Source organism: Microvirga tunisiensis (assembly GCF_009296175.1).
GTDB lineage: Bacteria > Pseudomonadota > Alphaproteobacteria > Rhizobiales > Beijerinckiaceae > Microvirga > Microvirga tunisiensis.
The window spans coordinates 1-1,631 of the sequence record NZ_VOSK01000705.1 but is presented as its reverse complement, the minus strand read 5'-3'; the positions used below and the strand labels follow the sequence as shown (position 1 = coordinate 1,631).

The following is a 1,631-nucleotide window of genomic DNA, read 5'->3' as shown; positions in this document are numbered from 1 at the left end:
CTTCGAAGCGGTGCGGGATCTGCAAGTGGATTGATCCCCATTGGACGGGGCCTCGGTACCAGATGCGAAGTCCGCAGCACGAGCTTGGCGGTGTCAAACCGTCAAAATCACTGTGCTAAGGATCTAGTGGATGCTGTCTATATTGCGCTGCCGAACTCGATGCATGCAGACTTCACGATCAAGGCCGCGAATGCGGGCGTACATGCACTGGTCGAGAAGCCCTTGGCAACATCCGTCGCGGAGTGCGAGGCCATGATCGCCGCTGCTGAACGGTCGGGGGCCAAATTGATGACGGCATATCGCCTTCATTACGAACCTGGGACTGTTGAAGGCTTGGAGGCGATCCGCCGAGGTGACATCGGCGACCCACGGCTGTTCATCTCCGTATTCAGCTTCCAATCCGCCGAGTCGAACCACCGCCTGAAAGGCGAACATTGGGGAGGCCCTTTGCAGGACATTGGCGTCTATTGCCTCAATGCCGCTCGCCATGTCTTCAGCAGCGAACCTTATGAAGCGGTCGCCGTCGGGGGGCATGGTGACAATGATCCGCGGTTCGCCGAGGTAAAAGAGACGATCTGCGCCACGCTCAAGTTCCCTGGCGACCGCATCGCCACGTTTGTTGCAAGTTTCGGCGCGGCTCCTCTCGATATGTACCGCGTCATCGGTTCCAGAGGAGACCTCGAAATGTCGCCCGGTTTCAGATTTGAAACGGCGACACGCTTGAGGCTAACCCAAGACGGTCACGTTACGGAAAGATCCTTCCCTCACGTCGATCACTTCAGTGGCCAAGTTGCCTACTTCTCTGATTGTATTCTTCAGGACAAACCGCCCGAAGCGGATGGTCGGGAAGGGTTGGCAGACGTTCGAGCTCTTCTGGCGATCGAGGCTGCGGCTCGCACGGGACGGTCACAGCGGATTGAGTCATCGCCGAGCCTCTCACAGCTGTCGCCAAGCGGCGTTCGCGCATTCCCGCCGGTGGAGCGAAGGCTGGTTTTCTGAACTGAGCGATGTCCGAGCATCGTGATGTCGAACCGAATGTCGTGCCACTTCGCGACGAATGTTGAGGTCGGGTTCGGTCTTCCAAGAATGGGTCAATTGGCGAAAGTCAGCGGTGGACCTGAATCATAGACGCTGACGGGCCGACTGTATGTGGAGGGATGTGCAATGAGTATAGGGGTCGGAGTCATTGGCGCTGGTGTCATGGGGTCAGATCACGCCCGCCTTATCCGTAGCCATGTGTCTGGCGCACATTTGGTCGCCGTAGCAGATGCGGATCCGGCCCGGGCCAGGGAAGCTGCAGCCGGCGCCCGGGTAGACACTGATCCACTTGAACTGATCGACAGTCCAGATATTCAGGCTGTGATCATTGCCTCGCCGGATCATACACACGGCGATTTCGTTCTGGCGGCGATCCGTGCCGGAAAACCCGTCCTGTGCGAGAAACCGCTCGCTGCCACATCTGAAGATTGTCTTCGCATCATGGATGCCGAGCGTATGGCCGGTCTAATTGTCTGGATGCGAGACCTCCTTGGCATGAGCGATGACCTGGAGGGCTGGCGGCAACGCGTCTGCATCGGGTGGCTTGTAGCGGCGGTTGGCGAGCTTCGGCTCGGCAGCCAGGCGGCTTCGCA

At 58.8% G+C, this 1,631-nt stretch carries 1 protein-coding gene and 2 pseudogenes; 2 read left to right on the top strand and 1 reads right to left on the bottom strand.

The features are described 5' to 3' along the window. Positions 1–90: 90 nt before the first annotated feature. Both FS320_RS43025 and FS320_RS51335 read left to right on the top strand, forming a co-directional pair. Positions 91–999 carry a Gfo/Idh/MocA family protein gene (locus FS320_RS43025; RefSeq protein WP_342211977.1) on the top strand — a complete coding sequence of 303 codons (909 nt, stop codon included), beginning with the start codon at positions 91–93 and terminating at the stop codon, positions 997–999. Between the two features lie 165 nt (positions 1,000–1,164). After that, positions 1,165–1,458: pseudogene (locus tag FS320_RS51335) on the top strand (Gfo/Idh/MocA family protein); the annotation flags it as partial. 45 nt (positions 1,459–1,503) lie between these two features. Here FS320_RS51335 and FS320_RS51330 read toward each other — a convergent pair. Next, positions 1,504–1,631, bottom strand: a pseudogene (locus FS320_RS51330) (IS481 family transposase); the annotation flags it as partial.